General features: G+C 54.3%; 17 protein-coding genes. 10 read left to right on the forward strand and 7 right to left on the reverse strand.

The window, feature by feature from the left end:
* Positions 1–245 precede the first annotated feature (245 nt).
* Complete coding sequence (locus tag ACQ4M4_RS10075) at positions 246–965, forward strand: hypothetical protein (protein ID WP_430684365.1); 720 nt, start codon at positions 246–248, stop codon at positions 963–965.
* A 262-nt stretch (positions 966–1,227) separates the two neighbouring features.
* On the forward strand, positions 1,228–2,229 hold the full coding sequence (locus ACQ4M4_RS10080; RefSeq protein WP_430684366.1) for a glycosyltransferase: 1,002 nt from the start codon (positions 1,228–1,230) through the stop codon (positions 2,227–2,229).
* Positions 2,230–2,240: 11 nt separating this feature from the next.
* Here ACQ4M4_RS10080 and ACQ4M4_RS10085 read toward each other — a convergent pair whose 3' ends face one another.
* Together ACQ4M4_RS10085 and ACQ4M4_RS10090 are read right to left on the reverse strand one after the other, a co-directional pair.
* Positions 2,241–3,752: a GTPase family protein gene (locus tag ACQ4M4_RS10085; RefSeq protein ID WP_430684367.1), complete on the reverse strand. Its 1,512-nt coding sequence runs from the start codon at positions 3,750–3,752 to the stop codon at positions 2,241–2,243.
* 73 nt (positions 3,753–3,825) lie between these two features.
* Positions 3,826–4,470 carry a glutathione S-transferase family protein gene (locus ACQ4M4_RS10090; RefSeq protein WP_430684368.1) on the reverse strand — a complete coding sequence of 215 codons (645 nt, stop codon included), beginning with the start codon at positions 4,468–4,470 and terminating at the stop codon, positions 3,826–3,828.
* A gap of 257 nt (positions 4,471–4,727) precedes the next feature.
* Here ACQ4M4_RS10090 and ACQ4M4_RS10095 point away from each other — a divergent pair, with 257 nt between their 5' ends.
* Positions 4,728–5,639, forward strand: coding sequence for an endonuclease/exonuclease/phosphatase family protein (locus ACQ4M4_RS10095; RefSeq protein WP_430684369.1), 912 nt, complete (start codon positions 4,728–4,730; stop codon positions 5,637–5,639).
* A gap of 713 nt (positions 5,640–6,352) precedes the next feature.
* Positions 6,353–8,554 (forward strand): hypothetical protein, encoded by a 2,202-nt coding sequence (locus tag ACQ4M4_RS10100; RefSeq protein WP_430684370.1) that lies wholly within the window; start codon positions 6,353–6,355, stop codon positions 8,552–8,554.
* A 203-nt stretch (positions 8,555–8,757) separates the two neighbouring features.
* Here ACQ4M4_RS10100 and ACQ4M4_RS10105 read toward each other — a convergent pair whose 3' ends face one another.
* A complete protein-coding gene (locus ACQ4M4_RS10105) occupies positions 8,758–9,519 on the reverse strand; it encodes a MinD/ParA family ATP-binding protein (protein WP_430684371.1) in 762 nt (253 codons plus the stop codon).
* Positions 9,520–9,865: 346 nt separating this feature from the next.
* Here ACQ4M4_RS10105 and ACQ4M4_RS10110 point away from each other — a divergent pair, with 346 nt between their 5' ends.
* Positions 9,866–10,087, forward strand: a complete 222-nt coding sequence (locus ACQ4M4_RS10110) for a hypothetical protein (RefSeq protein ID WP_430684372.1) — start codon at positions 9,866–9,868, stop codon at positions 10,085–10,087.
* 31 nt (positions 10,088–10,118) lie between these two features.
* Here the strand turns inward: ACQ4M4_RS10110 and ACQ4M4_RS10115 are convergent, their stop codons facing one another.
* The 3 genes from ACQ4M4_RS10115 to ACQ4M4_RS10125 form a co-directional block, all read right to left on the reverse strand.
* Entirely contained in the window at positions 10,119–11,270 is a 1,152-nt protein-coding gene (locus tag ACQ4M4_RS10115; protein WP_430684373.1) for a murein hydrolase activator EnvC family protein, read from the reverse strand.
* On the reverse strand, positions 11,255–11,890 hold the full coding sequence (locus ACQ4M4_RS10120; protein ID WP_430684374.1) for a LysE family translocator: 636 nt from the start codon (positions 11,888–11,890) through the stop codon (positions 11,255–11,257). The genes ACQ4M4_RS10115 and ACQ4M4_RS10120 overlap by 16 nt, the downstream gene beginning before the upstream one ends.
* Positions 11,891–12,042: 152 nt before the next feature.
* Entirely contained in the window at positions 12,043–12,495 is a 453-nt protein-coding gene (locus ACQ4M4_RS10125) for an Lrp/AsnC family transcriptional regulator (RefSeq protein WP_430684375.1), read from the reverse strand.
* A gap of 213 nt (positions 12,496–12,708) precedes the next feature.
* Between ACQ4M4_RS10125 and ACQ4M4_RS10130 the strand changes: the two genes are divergently transcribed.
* The 5 genes from ACQ4M4_RS10130 to ACQ4M4_RS10150 are packed head-to-tail and all read left to right on the forward strand — an operon-like array spanning position 12,709 to position 17,631.
* Positions 12,709–13,314, forward strand: a complete 606-nt coding sequence (locus tag ACQ4M4_RS10130) for a DUF4129 domain-containing protein (RefSeq protein ID WP_430684376.1) — start codon at positions 12,709–12,711, stop codon at positions 13,312–13,314.
* Positions 13,311–14,609 carry a DUF4350 domain-containing protein gene (locus ACQ4M4_RS10135; RefSeq protein ID WP_430684377.1) on the forward strand — a complete coding sequence of 433 codons (1,299 nt, stop codon included), beginning with the start codon at positions 13,311–13,313 and terminating at the stop codon, positions 14,607–14,609. The genes ACQ4M4_RS10130 and ACQ4M4_RS10135 overlap by 4 nt, the downstream gene beginning before the upstream one ends.
* A 58-nt stretch (positions 14,610–14,667) precedes the next feature.
* Positions 14,668–15,618, forward strand: a complete 951-nt coding sequence (locus tag ACQ4M4_RS10140; protein ID WP_430684378.1) for an AAA family ATPase — start codon at positions 14,668–14,670, stop codon at positions 15,616–15,618.
* The gene (locus ACQ4M4_RS10145) at positions 15,615–16,970 is read left to right on the forward strand and encodes a DUF58 domain-containing protein (protein ID WP_430684379.1); all 1,356 of its coding nucleotides are present in this window, start codon (positions 15,615–15,617) and stop codon (positions 16,968–16,970) included. The genes ACQ4M4_RS10140 and ACQ4M4_RS10145 overlap by 4 nt, the downstream gene beginning before the upstream one ends.
* Positions 16,971–16,986: 16 nt before the next feature.
* Positions 16,987–17,631 (forward strand): hypothetical protein, encoded by a 645-nt coding sequence (locus ACQ4M4_RS10150; protein WP_430684380.1) that lies wholly within the window; start codon positions 16,987–16,989, stop codon positions 17,629–17,631.
* Here the strand turns inward: ACQ4M4_RS10150 and ACQ4M4_RS10155 are convergent.
* Positions 17,617–18,945: a sensor histidine kinase gene (locus ACQ4M4_RS10155; RefSeq protein ID WP_430684381.1), complete on the reverse strand. Its 1,329-nt coding sequence runs from the start codon at positions 18,943–18,945 to the stop codon at positions 17,617–17,619. The genes ACQ4M4_RS10150 and ACQ4M4_RS10155 overlap by 15 nt on opposite strands.
* Positions 18,946–19,615 lie beyond the last annotated feature (670 nt).

Genomic DNA, 19,615 nt, shown 5'->3' on the forward strand with positions numbered 1-19,615 from the left:
AGCAGCTCATGAAAAATCTTTTACCAGAGGTTGAGAAAACTTGGGCGGAGTTGCGGAATTCTTTTAACGATTGGTGTAGTTACTCAAGCTATACACCCGGTTCATTGCAGTCAGTGGGCAAACCGAAGTTCTGGTGTTGACGCACGATAGCGGGTACCGCTGTGGCAGGGTGCTCTCAGCAGGCGATCGCAACATTATCGCCAAGCAGGTCACAAACGAATGGGTTGTCGAAATCAGGAGTTCCTATGATGCGGTTTGTTATCAAGCGGTGGATGCCGCTGAGTTTGATATGTAGTGGGTTGGTGTTGGGCGGCTGTTCTCAAGTCCAATCGCCATCCAATGCCCCGGCGGTGTCTCCATCGCCTAGCGTTTCGGCAGCAAGCACGCCCTCAGATGAGGATGCGTCGCCCTGGGTGGCGATCGCCCCTGGAGAGATGGCCTACAGCCTCACCTTTACCCAAGATGGGCAGTTGCAGATGGGGGATGCAGCCGATACGGTGCTGCTAGAGGAAATTCCGGTGAGCTACAGCAGCGACAATACGGTGAGCTATGCCCAACAGCTCATTGTGTCGCCACCGTCGCCCTCGGCCCAATATCAAATTGTCAAAGCGTGCGACAGTGCCGGACTGTGCTGGGCCGTGTATGAGATCGACCGCAACGCACAAACGGCTCAGCAAGTGGCGATCGCCAAGTACGGCGGCCTGGAATGGGTACAATGGTCGGCAGATGAACGCTATGCCCTATTTGTAGAGTCGATGGAGGGCTCGACTTGGATGGTGGCGCTGGATTTGGAAACGGGGCGCACCGCACTGTCAGACGAAATTCCCATGACGGTTGATGTGAATAGCTTTGAGTGGACGGGCGATCGCGCGTTTCAAATAAACGCAAGAGAATGCACAGACGCAGCTTGCACAGAGGAAGCATTCACCTATCGCAACAACATTGATGAGTTATTTGCGAACTAGCCATCGCCTGGGTTAATCCTTGTTCCAGGGCCACCGGGTAAACATCTCTGTTTTGGCTGAAATAATTAGATACCCAATGAGTGCGCCTGCCCCAGCCAAAAACATGAGCCATTCGCGATCCATCTGTTTCCCTCCGGTGGCTGTTTGCTGCTTCTAGCCTCGCGCAATGCGAGACTGATGTCGAGGGGATGCCACGTCAGATATCACTCAGCGATCGCCCACATCGGGTAGGCTATTGAACGAGACGAGCAATGCAAATCCCATGCGAAAACTGTACTTTCTGGTTCCTGGGCTAGGTGGCAAGTTTGCCTGTGGCGGGCTGTTTGCCGAGTTAAAAACCCTCACACTCGCCCAGCAAATCTGTCAGGCTGAAGCGGTAACCTATCGCCAACGAGAACCAAACACGCCGTTTTTGAATGATGTATTGCAGAAAGATACGAGCGATCGCGCCATTTTCGTGATCAGCTGGGGATTCGATATTCCCAAACTGGCCGCACGGCTCAAGGGATATCCCGTGGTATACCATGCGCACAGCGCAGGATACGGCTTTCAGATTCCACCGAGTATTCCCATCATCACGGTTAGCCGCAACACCTTGGGATACTGGGGACAGATTGCGCCACATTCGCTGCTATATTACTTGCCGAACCAAATCTCGGACGAATTCACAAATCAAAACCTGAATCGAGATATTGATGTCCTGGTGCAAGTACGCAAATCATCTCATTACTTACTGAACGAACTCATTCCAGAATTAAAACAACACTGCAATGTGTTCGTTGTGGATTCGTTTGTGGACAATTTGCCAGCCTTGTTTAACCGCGCCAAGGTGTATTTGTACGACTCAGCAGAATACTGGGCCATTCAGCGGGTTAGCGAGGGTTTTGGGCTGCAACCCATGGAGGCAATGGCCTGTGGCTGTCAGGTGTTTTCTAGCGTTAATGGTGGCTTATCAGACTATCTCGATCCGGGCTTTAACTGCTATAAAATTGCGGGCTATTCCCGAGATTTCGACGTGCAGCGCATCCTCCATGTTGTCAAGTCGGGCCACACGTTTGACATTCCCAACAGCCTGTTCGAGGAATACCGCACTGCGAATATTGTTCAGCGCTTTTCCGTCATCCTCAATGACATCAATCTCTTCTTCGACCAAAAGGCGATCGCCCAATATCCCATTCCACCGCTCACCCCACTGGTGTTGATGCAGCGATCGCTCAGCAAAACTTGGAGCAAAGTCCAATCCAAGCTCCAGCGAAAACGTTAGCACCTATGAACTTATGAACTAACGCCACCTTTGAAGCGTTCTTTGGCCGCTTTGAATGCCTCATCCATCACAGCTTGAATTTTTTGCGGGTCTGGTTTCTTGCCGCCCATGAGGTCGCCAAAGTAAGCACATGCGCCCTCTCCTAATGCCCAGGTGTAAGCCGCCGCCCACGACGCTGCAATCACACTGCCAAATCCAGGCAAAAACTTGATCAGCTCTCGCCCGATCGCCTGGGCCAAAAATCCACCCGCGATCGCACTTACCACTCCACCCGCCTGGGATGGCGTCAGCACCTGCCCATACAGCTTGCCCAGCACGGAAACCATAGAAATTTGCAATGCAGTTAAAACGGGCATGGTGGCAAAGGGCAAGGGTACTGCCGCCAAGGTTGCTGCAATGACGGCAAACGCCGAAATGTAGCGGCGGCCCACATCCCGATACAGGTTGCCCAACTGGTCACCAATGCCATCCTGCTCGTCAATCAAACGATGGATGGCGCGAGATTCCGCCTCGGGGAGCAGATCGGCTAGCACGTCCCGAAAAGCATCCAGGCCGTAGAACACTGGGTCATAGCCGTCTTCTTCCAAAGTAAAGTCGATGAGAACCGCGCGATCGCACAACCCCTTGAACGTCTCTTGCAGGGCAGCAAACGCTCGCTGCACCTTGTCAAACTGAGGCGGATAGTCGGGATGATTGTCGTTGAGGGAAGGATACAGCTCGTGGGCGCACGTCGCCACCAACAAGCAGGGAATACTAGGAAACTGTTTGCGCAATCCCGCTGCGATCGCCTTCAAACTATCCACGGCAAAGTCAGTAACTTTCACCGTCAGGATGAGCACCCGTGCCCCTTGGCATTCAGACCTTAACTCTGCCGTTAACTCCTGCAAAATGGCCTCGGTATCGCGGTTGACATCTCCCAAGCCCACGGTGTCGGTAAACACCAGCAGCGGCACATCTGCATTGGGATAGGAGTAGCGCTGCGTATGCTGAGTATGGGGTTTGAAGCCCTGCCCCACAATTTCCGCAGAAACGCCTGTCAACCCCCGTACAATCGAGCTTTTGCCCGCCTGCGGTTTGCCAATCAAAAGGGCCTCTGTCGTGGGCAAATTTTGCCGCACCGTCTGCAAAATTTCCGCCACCTGGTCTTCGCTCACCGTAAACCATTGCACAATCTGGCTGGAAACCGACTCAATGGGCAACAGCTTGCTGACCTGGCTCATCGCTCCATTCCATGCCCAAGAAAAGGGATTGCTCGATTTTGGAGTGGAAACCAAGGCAGATGACCCGCTAGATGGTGACCCACCAGATGGTGAAGTGGTAGCGGAATTGGGGATAGCAGGGTTGGCGGTGGCTGAGTTGGCAGCTTCTGCAATTTCGGCTGGGGTATCCGTTTGGGAGGGCCTTGGGGCAACGTCCAGTTCAGGCCGCACATCAGCCGCCTCGGTTCCTGTTGGTGCTACCACAGGCGATCGCATATCTTCAGACGCAACATTTTGAGCTTGGTCAAATTGCGGCTCAGCCATGGGACATCTCCATCCACATCACCCCGATCTTAAAAGATGTGTCCATAGCTTTCGAGTCTGGATCTTACGACGTTTAATGGTGAATTACTTCTACCTCGGCCTCGGCAGCGGCAAGCCAGGTTTGCATGGCAGGCAGCGCCAGCATGGCCTCTGCATAGTCCTGACACGTCGCATCCAACTCTACGCCATAGGTAAGAAACCGAGTTACGACTGGTGCATACATCGCATCGGCAATGCCAAGCTCTCCAAACAAAAACGAACCCTGAGCCCCAAACTGATCGCGGCACTCTCGCCAAATTTGGCAAACGCGATCGATATCTTGCAACACTTGGGGCGTGCGACCCTGGCCGGGATAGCGACTGCGAAAATCCATGGGCATATGAGTTCGCAGGGGCATAAATCCAGCGTGCATTTCAGCACTAACACAGCGCGCGATCGCCCGTGCAGTGGCGTCTTTGGGATACCAGGAGTATTCAGGAAACAGCTCCGCCAAATATTCCAAAATGGCGATGGACTCCCAAATCACCAGTTCTCCATGGCGCAGAACAGGCACCTTGAGCGATGGCGAATAGTGCCGAAGTTGCTCTTGGGTTTGGGGAGTATCTAACGGTATGCGAACTTCCTCAAACGCTACGCCAAAGTGCTGCATCGCCAGCCAGGGACGCAGCGACCAGGATGAATAATTTTTGTTGCCAATGATCAGAACGAGGGGAGCCATAGGGAGGAATCTCAATGAGGTGAAAAGTTTTCTGCGAACCGTTGCTCAATCGTGCGGTGATTGCATTTCAGTTGCTTTTCCCAAAAGATTCAACAACTAAAATTTGTGGAATTTGTGGCAATTATCGCTTTTACTCATGGAATAGCGTGGAGTGGGCCGTTGAAAAAGTGTGGAGCGATCGCTCCATGCATCAACCGCCTGTTCCCTCCCCACTTTCGAAACCGAACCTCTGTTCAAACTTATCTCCCCCCACCTGTATGCGCGTTCGGATTGGTACGTTCAACGCCGAAAACCTGTTTGCTCGACTGCGGTTCAAAGACGACTACTCCCTCGCGGGTGGTTCACAAGATCAGTGGACTGTGGGTGCAACCCAAATGCTGCCCTTTAGCGATCGCTACCGCATGACCGCTCAGGCCATGGGTGCCATCCAGGCCGACGTGCTGGCCCTTCAGGAAATTGAAAACCTGATGACCCTGAAGCAATTTCTCCGACAGTTCAAAGCCTACTGGCCCGAAGGAGGCTATCCCTACCAAATTTTGATCGAAGGGAATGACCGACGCCTGATCGATGTGGCACTCATTAGCCGATATCCCTTGGGCTATGTCCGCACCTACCAGCACGATCGTAACGCCAAGGGGCAACTCATCTTTTCGCGCGATTGCCTCGAAGTCGATGTGCTATTGCCAAATGACAAGCGCCTGACCGTCTTTGTTAATCACTTTAAATCGATGCATGGGGGGCGAGAAGAAACAATGCATATCCGCAAGATCCAAGCCTCGCGCGTGGTGGATATTGTTCAATCTCGCTTTCATCCCGATCCAGGGTCTGCCTCATGGGTGATTGCGGGCGACTTTAACGACTTCATGCCATCAGAGGGGCTGGCTCCTCTGCTCACCCAACCCTGGCTTGAAAATGTACTAGAGCGATTACCCAAAAGCAACCAATGGACGCACTACTTTGCTGGAGCAGATGAGTACAATCAGTTGGATTATTTGCTGATTTCCAAAGCCCTAGCCGATGCCAACCCCAACGCCATGCCCATCGTAGAGCGTCGTGGTTTGCCCAAGCGCGCCCTCAAAGCCACAGGCGATCGCTTTCCTGGAGTGGGCTTCAACACTCCCAAAGCGTCCGATCATTGTCCTGTCGTCATCGAGCTGGAGCTGCTTTAGCCAACGGGTAGGGTTGATATTTCGCATGGTGGGGCGGGTGGTGGGACGGGCGGCGGGCGACCCAAACCTATCGCCCTTTCCAAGGGGTTGGGCCATGGCTTTCCTACCTCACTTCTAAGCCATCCACCAAGATCCACCCCTGGCGTTCTCTTCGATGCAAATCCAAACCTTTTCCCCCAACCCTGGTATTTTCTATTTCTAAAACAGCATGATGGCGGCTATTTTTCGTGTTTTGTAGTGGATGAGTTCTCAGCCTTTCAATAGTTAAGAAAGCGCTAAAATGGCAGGCACTTCTATTGCCAGAAGGATCTACAAAAGTAATTTCAAACTATTAGGAGAAGCACACTCTGCGGATCAAGCCAACCTCGAAAAATGATCCAATTCTGTAGGGTTTGGCTCTGAAAGACCGAGTTTACATAGACTGAGTTGACCACAAAATGTCAGATCCGTCCCAAGCGGGTTTCTCGTTTGAGAAATCTGTCGTAATCTTTAAATGAAAACTAGACGAATCCCCTTCACAAAAACTAATCTATAAATACGCCTGATCAGCTCTAGGTTCTTTCGAAGAATCCGTCGCTGCCAGGATGAGAGAGGCGATTCTCCCCGGCACGGGTATCTATCCCCTTACCGCCTGGCTAACCAGTTGGTTAATTCAATAGCGCCAGCTCTCGATATAATTCACCCTTTTGCCCTAAACGCTAAGGTAACGAGCAATGGAGTCACTCGCATATATCCACAGCGCGATCGCCTACGAAAGTACCGAACCCGCTCCAGAAATTCGTCTTTCGCTTTGGCCTGTGCAGGGCATTCCCAGCTCTGCTTGGATTTCGTGCCACTCGGTGCTGGTGGCGCTGTTAGTGCTGGGCTGGGCTGGTACAGCGACAGCCACCATTACAGGCATTGTCAAAACTCCCGGTGGGCCGCTCAATGTGCGATCCGAACCCAATGGTCGGGTAATTGATCGCTTGCCGAATGGCGATGTTATTGAGCTAACTGGTACCAATGAAAACGGTTGGCTGGAGCTGACCGACGGTTCATGGGTATATGCACCGTTTATCGAAACCACAGCAGACACAACCGATACAGGAGAAAGTGAAGCAGGGGCGATCGCCCAAGATGTAGCCCCTGCCGACCCTACCCCAATCATTGCTTCGGCGACCGAGCCCCGCGTGGGCTATATCGACAGTCAAGGTGGCCTGGTGAATATCCGGAGCGTACCCGGAGGAGATGTCGTCACGACAGTGCCGAACGAAACTCCCATAGAGCTGACAGGCCGCGTGCAGAGTGGCTGGTTGGAGCGCACCGATGGGACTTGGGTCTCGGCACAGTTGGTGCGGTCGGCGTCACAAGAAGTAGACACAACTCCTGCTGAGGCCGCTTCTCCCGTGGCAGAAGCATCTGTTGCTGAAGCGCCCGTTGAAGCACCTGTTACGGAAGCTAGCCCTGCCGCAACCCCGAGCCAAGCCGCAATCACGGCTGCAGCACCAACCACGCAGGCGGCTCAGGCCAGTGCCCAGGTGGGCTATGTGAACACGATGGGCAACCCGCTTAATGTTCGGCGTGAGCCTTCCGCAGATGCCAGCGTGATTGTGGGTCGTTTGCAAAATGGCGATCGCGTTGAGCTAACAGGCAATGTCCAAAATGGCTATTTAGAGCGCACCGATGGGACCTGGGTCATGGCTCAGTTCATCCAAACGGATCCAGTTTCCGCCGAAGATGCATCAACCCAACAGGCCAACGCGGCCATTTCCTCGCCAGAGCCTTCGCCGCAACCATCACCGCAGGCTTCGCCACAACCGTCACCACAACCCTTGCCAATTGCGTCCCCGGCTGAGCCAGCAGCTAGCCCCACAGCCGAAACCGCTGAATCAGAGCCAACGAGCCCTGCCTCCCCGGCGGCGATCGCCGCGGCACCTAGCCCTACTGCTCAAACTGGCATTATTAACACGGGAGGTGGCCCGCTCAACGTTCGCCGCGAACCTTCGGAAGCGAGCCCCAGCATTGCAACCCTGCCCAACGGTAGCCGGGTTGAGCTAACAGGCCGCAACGAAAATGGGTATGTTGAGCGCACCAATGGCACATGGCTAGCAGCGCAGTATGTCACGATTGACGGAACGGAAACGGCCCAGCCACCCACGGAAGCTGCACCAGCTTCTCCGGCTGCCCAGCCTCAGCCTAGCCCCAGTCCAGTGGCTCAGGTTCAGCCTAGCCCTAGCCCAGCGACCCAGCCACAGCCATCTCCCAGCCCGGTGGCTCAGGCTACCCCAGCCCCAGCCCAAGGGTCAGATCGCACAACGGCCTTTGTGCGAACCAATGGCAGCCCACTGAACGTACGCAATGCACCGGGTGGCTCTATCGTTGGAGGATTACCCAACGGTAGCCGCGTAGAATTAACAGGCCGCACCAACGGGAATTGGGCCGAGCGCACCAATGGCACATGGATTTCTAGCCAATGGATTTCTGCAACTGGGGTGAACCCAAACCCGGGTCCACAGCCGCCAATTGGCAGCGATGTCAGCACGGCCTTTGTGCGAACCAATGGCAGCCCACTGAATGTGCGAAGTGCCCCGAATGGCGCTGTGATTGGGGTGTTGGCAAATGGGAGCCGAGTTGAACTCACCGGTCGCACTAGCGGCAGCTGGGCCGAGCGTACTAACGGGACATGGATTTCTAGCCAATGGGTTTCGTCAAGTGGCGGTGGCAGCGGCGGCGGCCAGCCCCCTATGGGAGGGGATGCCCAAGTTGCGTTTGTGCGAACCAATGGCAGTCCACTGCTGATTCGGAGCGCACCCAATGGACTCATTGTGGGCGAGTTGCGCAATAACAGCCGCATTGAACTAACTGGACGCAGCAGCGGCGGCTGGCTTCAGCTTACGAATGGCGGTTGGGTGTCGGGGACGTGGATAGGCTACTAGCCCAATCGACCCTGCCTCATCGATTCAGCCAATTTTATCAGCCAACCATTGAAGCGATCGCCCTAGCACCTGTGTTAACGTCAGTTTCGGTTGAGAGCTTTTCTGAGGTTTGCACGACGCGCAAACCTCAGAAAAGCCCATTTTTGCATGCTCGTCGCACACGCAAAAATGGGCACTTCAGCTTATCCAAAACTCAGGTTGTGTTAGCGCATGATCTGCTGGGCGATCGCTTCAATCGTTTGGGTGAGGGAATTGTCGGGATACTTGATGGCAAAAACACCACTGCTCGCCAGCACCATCATTTCATCGGAATGGGGTAGCACCCCAGCCACCTGCGCGTCATAGGTATCTTGGACCTTTTCTCGCAGTTGATCAAAGTTGAACACGGTGGGTGCCTTATTAATAACCAGCAGCAGCTTGGGCACTTCCAGCTTGCGGGCCACATCAACCGTTACGGCTGTGCCCTGATAGTCTTGCTGGTCAGGACGCAAAATCAGCACCAGCACGTCAGAAATGGTGATGGAGAGCAGGGTCTCTTCATTCAAGCCGGGATGCGTGTCAATAAATAAGTAGTCAAGCTCCAAGTCCTCAACAAGCTCTTGAAAGCCATCATTGAGGAGCCCCACATCGTACCCCTCACGCAGCACACGGGCAATTTCGCCAGCCTTTACACTCGAAGGAACCAGAAAAATTTTGCTGTTGGGGGTGCCCCGTTCTAACAATGCACTGGTGACATCGTAGGCAACCTCCCGAATGGGACGACGCCCCCATAGGTAATCGTTGAGCGATCGCTCAATGTCCTCTCCATCAAAACCAAACAGCACATGAATTCCCGGAGATTGAATATCGGTATCCACAATGGCAACCCGATAACCATGGCGTGCAACAGTTGCAGCTAGGTTGGCCGTAGTATTGGACTTGCCAGTGCCACCTCGATAGGAGTGAATTGAGACAACTTTAGCCATGGATTTCCTTGAGCGAGAGAGTTCAAAAGAGGGGGTACATATTGGTTTAGATCAACTCGTTCCCGAGCTTGGTTGACACCTTTAGGACTGACGCACTTCATCCAAAAAACCGGGGATTGAATGATGGTTGAGGCGCTAAGCGTCCCAACCATCATTCAACTGCATAAGTCCTAGCCTTGTTTGCCAGCTTGCCACTTAGGCTACCAGGAATTGAGGCTGGTGAGCAGGTTCAACAGTGCTGAACTAAATCGAAGGTTCGTCTCGGCTCGGCTCGGCGTTCTTCTCAGGGGTAGACGGCGCGTTCCTAAGAAGAGCGATGGGTGCGTGCCCCGTTGCGCACACCCCCATGGATGCTTCGGCTGATTCAAACCTGACGTTAGTTTACTGTTCAATTCCAAGGCTAGCCCTTCGGGACAAAGTGAGTTCCCGGTTGGGCCTATGCAGCGATCGCACCGTCACAAGTCTTTGCAGCACCGCAGGTCTAGAGTTCCCCAAGATCGGGGCGATTGCGATCGCTCCAGCAAATTTCTCCAAGCTTAATGCGCAGGGCCATCGCCTCCATTTGTAAAACTTCACCACCCTTGGAAAGAAACCCCTTCTCAAAAGAAATCAATTGGGTTGACGGGTTCTCCGTTGCGGCGCACCTCAAAGTGCAAATGAGGCCCCGTCGAAAAGCCCGTTGACCCAACGGCGGCGATCGCCTGACCCCGCTCAACCCGCTGCCCCTCTGCCACAAAGATTCGGCTGGAGTGAGCATACAGCGTCGAAATCCGATTGCCGTGATCGATAATGACCGAGCGCCCGTAGCCTCCATACCACCCCGCATAAATGACCACACCCGTATCCGCAGCGCGAATGGTGGTGCCCTGCGGTGCTCCAAAATCAATCCCAGCATGGAACCGCCGTTTCCCTAAAATGGGATGCACCCGATAGCCAAAGTTACTGGTGAGTCGCCCCTCGGTGGGAATACTAAAAATACCCGTTCCACGAATCACAGCACTGCTGCGTGCCGCAATATCCAACCGCTGGCGAATCAAGCCAGCCAAATTGCTAGAATCGCGTTCCAACTGAGATTCCGCTTCTTCTAACGCTTGGCGATCGCGCTGGAATCGAGATAGTAACCCTTCCTGTACATCGGCTTGCTGCTCATAGGCTGCCTTACGGCTGAGCAACTCCTGCGTGAGCAAAGCAATCTCATTTTTCTGGCGTTCAACATCGCGCCGCCGTTGCTCTAGCTTGTTTGCATCTGCTTCAAGGTGTTCTAGCATTTGGCGATCGGCAGCATACACTCGCCGAAGCTGATACCGTCGATCCAGAAACTCATTCAAATTGCGGCTTTGCAAGAGCACCGCCCAGCCACGACTTCCCTGCTGCCGCTGCAAAAACTTGAGGCGACCCACCGTTGCAGATTGCTGCTGCTGGTAGGCGCGCTCGGCTTCTGCATACTCTTCTTCCAGTTTTTTGAGGCGTGTGTTTGCCTGGGCGAGGCGTACCTCGTTGTCTTTAATTTCTTCGGCGGTGTTCTCAATCTGATCGGAGAGCCCTTCTAGCCGCTGCTGCGTTGACTGTTCAAGGTTTTGAATTTCTTGGCGCTGTTGCTTCACCTCTTCGCGCTTTTTCTCGATTTGCTGCCGCTGTTGCTGCAAGCTTTCAACCGATTGTGCCTGCAATATCGGAGATTGCGCCCGTACGGCCGGGGCGATCGCCACCATGCCCACAATGCATGCCAGCGATATTAGGGCAACGGCCATGGCAGCAACGCCACCATGCCAAATCCCAAAAGTACGATTCCAGAAACTCTGTTTAGCCATCGCAAGCGACGAGAATTAAACCGTGATTGAACCAGACTGACCCCCGTGCTCAACAATAGCCACCAAAGCGCTGAGCCCAGAAACACACCTAAGACTAACACCGCTGCCGTAAAACGTTCCGCATCATTGCTGCGTAGAGGATCACTTGCTGTTGCAAGGTCTAACCCAGCGAACACGGCCACAAAAGCAAGAATTGTGGCTGGGTTGCTCAGTGTCAGCAGCACGGTAGAAAAGTAAGCACTGACCATTCCGTCAAACGTTGCTACAGCGCTGTGTTCGGCAGGCTTTGAGCGAAATGTTTTGACACCCAGATAAATGAGGAAAATTCCGCCGAATAACCGCAGCCATAGCGTTTGACCAACCAGGATAGCAGATATGAGCGTGAATCCATACCCGGCAATCACACCATATATAGCGTCAGCAGTAGCAGCACCCAATCCTGAAACCAGCCCCACCCATCGTCCGTGGGTTAGGGTACGCTGAATGCACAAAATCCCAATTGGCCCAACGGGGGCTGCAATCGAAAAGCCTATCACCAAACCTCGCAGGAAGAAACTCATGTCCATGTCGTTTTGTGTCGTTGGAGGTGAAAGGTTGGAGGTAAACGGATGTGTTTTATCAACGATGCTCGTAACCCCACCTGTGGTCTGCGCTATGCCTATCTCCACCTATCCCTGGCTGTTCTGACAGCCTGTGCCAGACATCTGCGGAGCTAGAGGGGCAGAACGGGGGTTTCTTTCACGGTGAATAACACGATGGTGGTGCGCGATCGCACTACACCCGGCAGACCTTTGAGTTCATCACTCACGAGGCGTTCTAAGTCACGGGTCTGCTGACAGCGCACCTTGAGCCAATAGTCATCGTCGCCAGCCGTGTGGTGGCATTCCTGAATGGCGGGCTGCTGCTGCACCCATGCCAAAAATGGCGCGCGATGTTCGGGCCGCTCTAGGGTTACAGCCACAAATGCTGTGAGATGCATGCCCACCGCTTCAGGATTGATGCGAGCGCTGTAGCCATGGATGATTTGCTTGTCTTCTAACCGACGAACGCGATCGGCTGTCGCTGGAGCTGAGAGCCCCAACAAGGCAGCCAGATCAGACCAAGTTGCCCGCCCAAACTGCATGAGATGGACAATAATTTTCGAATCGATCTCATCTAAGCTCATAAAACTTACTTTAAAAAGTTTTTGAGGTTTAAAGCTAATTTTATACGGTAATATTCAACATTTCTTTGGTTTCGATTGTTGAGAGTTGAGAGGGGTTGGGTATCGTAGGGGGGCGATCGCCCTGACAAATTCACGTTTATTTTTGATATCGCGCGGTTCAGAACGGCATGGGATGAGCTAGTCTTGCCTAGAGAATGCGTATCAAGCAGCTCCATGAATGCTCAGGTGAATGCTCAAGATTTTCAGAGAACCAGCCCGGGTTGGCAGGTGCAGCAATGGCTGCAAGAGGTAGGGGAATGGGTGGAACTGCGATTCTTTCAGAATGATCCCAACCGCCAGCCACCGGATCTGTCAATTCCGCCCTGGTTAACGCAAACTGTATTTTGGTTGGTGGTTGTCGGAGTCGCCGCTTGGGCGCTGTGGCAGTTATGGCAATTGCTGGCTCCCTATTGGATCACGCCGTGGTGGCTGCAAACACGGTCATCGGCCATGGCCAATGGGGCATCGGTCGATGACGTGAGTGTGGCGGCATGGGTAGAGCGATCGCGCCAAGCACAGCAACAAGGCGACTATCGAGAAGCATGTCGAGCGTTATACATGGCGGCGTTGCGGCGATTGAGTGATGCAGAACTCGTTGCATTGCAGCCAAGTCGTACCGATGGGGAATATTTGGCTCTGGTGCAGGATATTGGGCATTCTCGTGCGTACCAAACGTTGATTACCATGCATGAGCAGTTGTGGTTTGGGGCAACGACGGCCTCTAGGGGAACAGCAGAAGAGTATGAGCAGTGTCGTCGAGCCTATCAGGAGCTAGAGTGACGTTAACGCTGAGCAAGCGCCAAATTTGGATGACGGCGATCGCACTGGGCACTTTAGTTCTGCTCAGTGCGATCGCCGCACCCAATGCCAGTCGGTCGCTTCGGGGTTCAACCTATAGTCGTGCGCCCGACGGTTACGGAGCGTGGTACGCCTACATGGCCGAGCAGGGAATTGAGGTGCAGCGCTGGCAGCGCCCGGAGTCGGATCTGGTTGAGTCAAATTCCACCCAGCCAGATGCCACCGAGCCAAATGCCATCCAGCCAGATGCCACCGAGCCAGACTCAACCGAGCCAGAGGCCATCCAGCCAGATACCACCGAGCCAGACTCAACCGAGCCAGGGGCTTCAGCCGCCGAACCACCGTCTGAACCCATCACGCTCTTGCAGGTGTATCCCGATCTCGTTCCTGCCAGCTCCTATTTCGAAAATTGGATTCGTCGAGGCAATGTGCTGGTGGCCGTTGGGGTGCGATCGCCCGTTACAGAAGCGCCCTTCCGTTCTAATCTGCCCAGTGATGTAGGCTCGGTGAGCCTTGCAACCCGTCGCCGCTTCCCGACCGCTTCGGCACCCAATTCTCCGCCCAATGAAGCCCCCATCCCTGAAGGTCAAGTGGTGGCTGTGCAGGACACAGGAGAATCGCGCGATCGCATTCTGCTGGCCGATGAGTTTGGGGCGGTGGTGGCGCAGCGCACCCTGGGCCAAGGCCAATACGTGACTGTGGTGACTCCCCATCTGGCGGCGAATGCCTATCAGGATGCGCCGGGCAATTTTCGGTTTCTGGCGGATTTAGTGGCCGAGCCAGGTCACCCCATTTATGTGGATGAGTACCTGCATGGCTATCGCGATCGCGAAGCGATAGAGTCAGAGGCCCGTGGCAGTTTGCTGAGCTACTTTGCTCAAACGCCCGTCTTGCTCGTGCTGATTCAAGCCGGAATTTTGGTGCTGTTGGGGATGGTGGGGCATCGGCGGCTCGGCCCACCACGTCCGGCGATCGCGCCCCCCGCAAACAATAGCGATGCCTACATTCAGGCATTGGGGGCCGTCTTGCACAAAGCAGAGTGCAACGAGTTTGTGCAGCAAACCGTGGGCAAAGCAACCCAGGCAGCTTTGCAGCGATCGCTCGGCCTTGGGGTCGATCCCGTTGATCCCGAGACTCTCGCAGCAGCCTGGACCCAGCAAACGAGCCAACCTGCCGATGCCCTGACGCCACTCGTCCAACCCATTCCTCACCGGAGCGATCGGGCTCTGGCTGCGTGGCTCGCCCAAATCCAGTCCCTCCGACAGTTTCTGCCCTAGTTGGTCATGCCCATGAGGATGACGATGAGTATTTCGATGGTTAGATCCCGAGGACGTTATGCCCCAATCTCTTGATGCATTTACCCAGCTCTCCCAAACCCTGGGAAAGGTCGTGGTTGGTCAATCGAGCGTTGTCCAGCAGTTGGTGGTGGCGCTGTTGTGTGGTGGGCACGTCATTTTAGAAGGAGTGCCTGGTACTGGCAAAACGCTACTGGTCAAAGTATTGGCACAGTTGATTCAGGCCGATTTTCGCCGGGTGCAGCTTACGCCCGATATCCTGCCCTCCGATATCATTGGCACCAACATTTTTGACTTGAATACGCGCAGCTTTACCCTGCGCCAAGGCCCTGTGTTCACTCAAATTTTGCTTGCCGACGAGATTAACCGTACCCCACCCAAAACCCAGGCCGCGCTGCTAGAAGCCATGGAGGAGCAGCAAGTCACCATTGATGGCGAGAGTCTGTCACTGCCCGCCTTGTTTTGGGTCATCGCAACGCAAAACTCTCTGGAATTTGAGGGCACCTACCCCTTGCCCGAAGCGCAGCTCGATCGTTTTTTGTTCAAGCTCGTGGTGGACTATCCCGAAGCCAAGGCCGAACGGCAAATGCTGTTGAACGCCCAGGCCGGATTGCAAACCAAGCGGCAGGGTTTGGCCAACATTCGCCCGGTGCTGTCGGTGGAGCAGGTGTTGCAGGGTCGGCAGGATGTGCGCCAGGTCAAACTCACAGACGCATTACTCGACTATTTGCAGGCATTGGTGCAGCGAACCCGCCAGCATCCCGACTTGGCGCTGGGGGCATCGCCGCGCTGTGCCGTGGCGTGGTTGCAGGCCAGCAAGGCCCACGCATGGCTCAATCAGCGCGACTATGTGACTCCTGATGATGTGAAGGCGATCGCACTTCCCTTGTTGCGGCATCGGCTCATTCTCAGACCCGAAGCTCAACTGGATGGACTGAATGCGGATGGTGTGATTACGTCAATTTTGGGACAGGTGCCCGTACCCCGATGATTCCAACTGCCCGTTTCTACCAACTCCTGCTACTGGGAACGATCTTGGGTTTGGTGGTCAGCCTGTACCCGGGCGACCTGGTGCAAGCTCCGCCCCTGTCTGTGGCGATCGCCCTCATGTTGCTGTGGGATGGGGTGTGGCTGGGCTTGGCCTGGACAGATGCGCGTCGGGTGCGATCCCATCGAGTTCGCGTGACTCGCCAATCGCTCTCTAAGCTTTCCATTGGCCGGGACAATGCCATTCATCTCACGGTGCAGCCGGCTGAAGGCAATCAATTTGGCCCAGCGCGCGATCGCCCAACGGTGCTGCAAATCCGAGACGACTATCCCCAAGCGTTTACGGCCACACCGCCACAGCTCCAGCTGGCCCTTGTCGAGTCAACTCCGCAAGATGTTCGCTATACCGTCTTTCCAACCGCTCGCGGAGAATATACCTGGGGCGATATTTGGGTGCGCCAGCGGGGCCAGTGGGGCTTGGCATGGCACGAATGGCGCATTTCCCAAACAGCCACCGCTGCGGTCTATCCCGATTTGTTGGGTTTAAAGGAGCTCTCGATTCGGCTGACGCTGCAAACCTCGGGTAATATCCGCAAGGCCCGGCGATCGGGCATGGGCACCGAGTTTACCGAGCTACGAGAATACAGCACTGGCGACGATCCCCGCCTGATTGACTGGAAGGCCACGGCTCGCCGCAGCCGACTACTGGTGCGAGTGCTGGAACCCGAGCAAGAACAAACCCTGATCATTCTGCTAGATCGAGGACGATTGATGACAGCCCAAGTGCAGGGTTTGACGCGGTTTGACTGGGGGATGAATGCGGCGCTGTCGCTGGCTCTCACCGGACTCAATCGGGGCGATCGCGTTGGCTTAGGGGTGTTCGATCGCACCATGCAAGTTTGGGTACCGCCAGAGCGGGGGCAATCTCGTTTGGCTACGTTGATTGAGCGTCTCACGCCGCTGCAGCCCGCCATGCTCGAGCCTGATTATTTGGGTGCCATCACCACGGCTACATCCCAGCAAACGCGTCGTGCCCTCGTGGTGGTGCTCACCGATCTCGTGGATGAAACCGCATCGAGTGAGCTGTTGACGGCAATGGGACGACTCACACCGCGTTATCTCTCTTTTTGTGTGCTGCTACGCGATCCCCTCATGGATGCTCGGGCGCACACCATAGCGCAAGATGTGCCCGCTGCCTACTCTCAAGCGGTAGCGCTCGATCTATTGGCACAGCGGCGCTTGGCTCAGGCCAAGCTGCGGCAGCAAGGCGTATTGGTGCTTGATGCCCCTGCCCACCACATCTCCAATCAACTCGTTGAGCGCTATCTTCACATCAAGGCACGCAACCAGCTTTAGCTACCGCCATTGAGCCATGTCGTCCTCCAACCCACCGACTTCTCCATCCACTCTCTATCCCGTCAGCATTTGGGAGGGATTTGGCATTGCCATGGGAGCGGTCGTGCTCGTCGTTGTGGCGCTCATGGGGTTAACCCACAAGGCTGTTCGCAACTCAACCGATCCCGAACGGGCCAGAGCGATCGCTCAGAGCATTATGAGCTACGACATTCCCGGAGGTTCTCAAGGCGAATTTGGGCTGAACATTGGCAGTGTCAAGATGGCCGTTGTGAGCAGTGCCGATTCCACCACCACCGACCAAGTCGAACTGCTGCTCGCCCGAACCCCCATCGAGTCGCGAGCCCGATTGGGCTATGCCGACGGTGAATCAGACTTTAGTTTACTGTCGATGCCTGGCTTTTCCATTTCCTACGACATTGATGGCGAGTTCCAGGCTACCGCTACCCGCGAAGAACCACGCGCCCTCTGCAATGTCATCACGCCAGTAACGGTCAGCGAGGGCACCGCCCTGTTACCAGGGGCTGTGGTACCCATTGCTGCGGTACGGTATGAGGCAACAGCGGTTTTAGATGAGCAACGCCATCTCGTCGTGCTGATGTCGGTGGGCGAGCATGCCAGCATTACTGCATCGGAAGTCTTTAATTCGCTAAATTGCCGATAAAACGGTTCCAGGAACGGAGGAAGCTGCCTCTAAACCAGCAGGGGCCACGGCTGGTAGCCGGATGGGGAACGTCATGATGAATTGGGTTCCCTGGCCTGGTTGTGACTCGCACACCAGCGTCCCTTGATGGCGCTCGATCACCTGTCGGCTAATGGCCAATCCCATCCCAGTTCCTTTTCCGACGGGTTTTGTGGTGAAGAACACATCAAATATCCGAGACTTCACGTCCGCTGCAATACCAGGGCCTGTATCACCAATGCGTAGCTCAACATGAGATGCATCAATCATCTGGGTTTGCACCGTAATGGTGCCCATCCACTGATCGGAGGCGATCGCCTGCGACTCGGCCTGTTGTTCAATCGCATCGATCGCATTGCACAACAAATTCATCAACACCTGATTCAGCTGCCCAGGATAGCACTCCACAGCGGGCAAATTGCCATAGTTTTTGACAAGCTGAATGCCCAAATGCTGAGCCTTGGGCCGCAGGCGAGGTTGCAAAATCAACAGAGTGCTGTCGATCAGGTCATGCACATTCACTTGTGAAGTGTGAATCGCATCCATCCGCGAAAAGTTGCGCAATGACAACACAAGCTGCCGAATGCGATCGGCCCCTAACCGAATGGATGCCAAAATTTTGGGTAGATCAGTCTGAATAAATGAGAGGTCACTTTCAGCGATCGCTTCTTTAATTGGTGATTCGGGTTGAGGATAGGTGTGTTGATACGTTTGCAGCAGAGCCAGCAACTCCTCGGTGTAATCGCTCACATGACTAAGATTGCCGTAGATAAAGTTCACGGGATTGTTGATTTCGTGCGCAATACCAGCCACCAACTGCCCCAGCGTCGACATTTTCTCCGTTTGAATGAGCTGCGTTTGAGTTTGTTGAAGATGCTGCAAGGCCTCAGCCAAGTCTCGGTTTGCGGCTTCTAGCTGGGCTGGGCTGGGCAGCGCCAACGCCTTGGGAATTAAAGGAATCAGTTCAATGGCAGTGTAGATTGAAATGATGGCCGTTAGGGCTTTGATCACCCCTGTGAGCCAATAGGTTGGGTGCCAAATCGTCCAAATATCCATGACATGCCCCAGCCCACAAGCCACAATAAACGCTCCAAACAGCATGAATACGCCGTTAAACGGAACATCTTTACGACGGCGAATAAAGTACACCAACAGCACTGGAATGGAGAAATACGCCACGGCGATCGCACCATTTGACAAAACATGCAACCAAACTAACTGGGGTTTCCATAAATAGCAGTGGCCATGGGGAATATAGCCCTGAGCGCTAAACAGCGTCTTGAATGGTTCCATCATGCTGAAAGTTACCTCATGTTGAGCAAAACGTGGAGATTGGGTGAAAGGGCCCGTCGAACGATACGAAGCGAAACAGAGATCCATCCATACCGTCGTGTCTGTTCATCGCAATGATGCTGCGCTCGTCATATCCAAACGTGCTGCTGAGTCAGCGGTTGGAGCGGTGCCTCACCCAAGCGCCTTGTGCTCTGCCTTGTGCTCTCGCTGAGCGTATTGGTTTGAATGAATTTGTTTGAGTGAATTGGGTCTTTTGTAACCGTGGAAATCTCTGTCTGCTACAGAATGCCCAAAGGCTTGAATCCCCTAACTTTGCTTCGCGGTTTCCTAGCGATCGCCCTTGTAGTCCTTGCACCGTTCACCCCATATCAGGTCTAGAAAAGCCCTGAACCAAGCCTGGATTAACCCCAGAGAGACCTTCAATCGTTGTCGATAACCCACAATCTTTTGCATCAATTCGCTATTTGACATCTGAATGATTCTTGCAACATTGCAACAGGACAATTTAGATAAGTACCTGGACGCCATTAAAAAAACAGACCATAAAAAATAACCCCGCCTTTAGGGCAGGGTCGAGTTTCAATCGTTAAGATGAGGCGGCAATCGTTGAGTGCGATCGCCTCAAAGACATCAATCAAAGATATAGAGAAAATCAGGGGAAGTGCATGAGATA

The sequence above is a fragment of the Leptolyngbya sp. AN02str genome (assembly GCF_050565595.1).
In the GTDB taxonomy this organism is placed as follows: Bacteria; Cyanobacteriota; Cyanobacteriia; order Elainellales; family Elainellaceae; genus Kaiparowitsia.

What these genes read in the sequence shown, in the direction of transcription:
- ACQ4M4_RS10075 (WP_430684365.1), top strand. Translation starts at nt 246, where the DNA reads ATGATGCGGTTTGTTATCAAGCGGTGGATGCCGCTGAGTTTGATATGT.
- ACQ4M4_RS10080 (WP_430684366.1), top strand. Translation starts at nt 1,228, where the DNA reads ATGCGAAAACTGTACTTTCTGGTTCCTGGGCTAGGTGGCAAGTTTGCC.
- ACQ4M4_RS10085 (WP_430684367.1), bottom strand. Translation starts at nt 3,752, where the DNA reads ATGGCTGAGCCGCAATTTGACCAAGCTCAAAATGTTGCGTCTGAAGAT.
- ACQ4M4_RS10090 (WP_430684368.1), bottom strand. Translation starts at nt 4,470, where the DNA reads ATGGCTCCCCTCGTTCTGATCATTGGCAACAAAAATTATTCATCCTGG.
- ACQ4M4_RS10095 (WP_430684369.1), top strand. Translation starts at nt 4,728, where the DNA reads ATGCGCGTTCGGATTGGTACGTTCAACGCCGAAAACCTGTTTGCTCGA.
- ACQ4M4_RS10100 (WP_430684370.1), top strand. Translation starts at nt 6,353, where the DNA reads ATGGAGTCACTCGCATATATCCACAGCGCGATCGCCTACGAAAGTACC.
- ACQ4M4_RS10105 (WP_430684371.1), bottom strand. Translation starts at nt 9,519, where the DNA reads ATGGCTAAAGTTGTCTCAATTCACTCCTATCGAGGTGGCACTGGCAAG.
- ACQ4M4_RS10110 (WP_430684372.1), top strand. Translation starts at nt 9,866, where the DNA reads ATGGATGCTTCGGCTGATTCAAACCTGACGTTAGTTTACTGTTCAATT.
- ACQ4M4_RS10115 (WP_430684373.1), bottom strand. Translation starts at nt 11,270, where the DNA reads ATGGCCGTTGCCCTAATATCGCTGGCATGCATTGTGGGCATGGTGGCG.
- ACQ4M4_RS10120 (WP_430684374.1), bottom strand. Translation starts at nt 11,890, where the DNA reads ATGAGTTTCTTCCTGCGAGGTTTGGTGATAGGCTTTTCGATTGCAGCC.
- ACQ4M4_RS10125 (WP_430684375.1), bottom strand. Translation starts at nt 12,495, where the DNA reads ATGAGCTTAGATGAGATCGATTCGAAAATTATTGTCCATCTCATGCAG.
- ACQ4M4_RS10130 (WP_430684376.1), top strand. Translation starts at nt 12,709, where the DNA reads ATGAATGCTCAGGTGAATGCTCAAGATTTTCAGAGAACCAGCCCGGGT.
- ACQ4M4_RS10140 (WP_430684378.1), top strand. Translation starts at nt 14,668, where the DNA reads ATGCCCCAATCTCTTGATGCATTTACCCAGCTCTCCCAAACCCTGGGA.
- ACQ4M4_RS10145 (WP_430684379.1), top strand. Translation starts at nt 15,615, where the DNA reads ATGATTCCAACTGCCCGTTTCTACCAACTCCTGCTACTGGGAACGATC.
- ACQ4M4_RS10150 (WP_430684380.1), top strand. Translation starts at nt 16,987, where the DNA reads ATGTCGTCCTCCAACCCACCGACTTCTCCATCCACTCTCTATCCCGTC.
- ACQ4M4_RS10155 (WP_430684381.1), bottom strand. Translation starts at nt 18,945, where the DNA reads ATGATGGAACCATTCAAGACGCTGTTTAGCGCTCAGGGCTATATTCCC.